Raw genomic sequence first — 338 nt, 5'->3', positions numbered from 1 at the left:
TTTGGATTCGACGCCGGTGATGAAACTTTAGGTGCATGCCGAGTTGGTAACAGAACTCGTAAATCCACTGTTGCAACTTTCTATAGTTGCCAATGACGAAAACTACGGTGCTCAACTAGCTGCGTAAGCAGCCTAGCCGCACTTCTGGTAGCTTCGGCTCCAGCAATCATCAGGGGATGTCTGTAAACCCAAAATGATTGTCATATAGAACAGAATCGCCGTGCAGTACGCTGTGGACGAATCGGCTAAAACTTACACAGCTCGCCCAAAGCACCCTGCCCGTCGGGTCGCTGAGGGTTAACTTAATAGACACGGCTACGCATGTAGTACCGACAGCG

The 338-nt window shown here is 50.0% G+C and carries 1 other RNA gene; it reads left to right on the top strand.

Annotated features, from left to right (window positions below):
• Positions 1–338, top strand: a transfer-messenger RNA (tmRNA) gene (ssrA, locus tag PY990_RS16345); the annotation flags it as partial.

Source organism: Limnobacter olei (assembly GCF_029087225.1).
In the GTDB taxonomy this organism is placed as follows: Bacteria; Pseudomonadota; Gammaproteobacteria; order Burkholderiales; family Burkholderiaceae_B; genus Limnobacter; species Limnobacter olei.
Note: the sequence above shows the minus strand (reverse complement) of the source record. Positions and strands in the feature narration are given on the sequence as shown.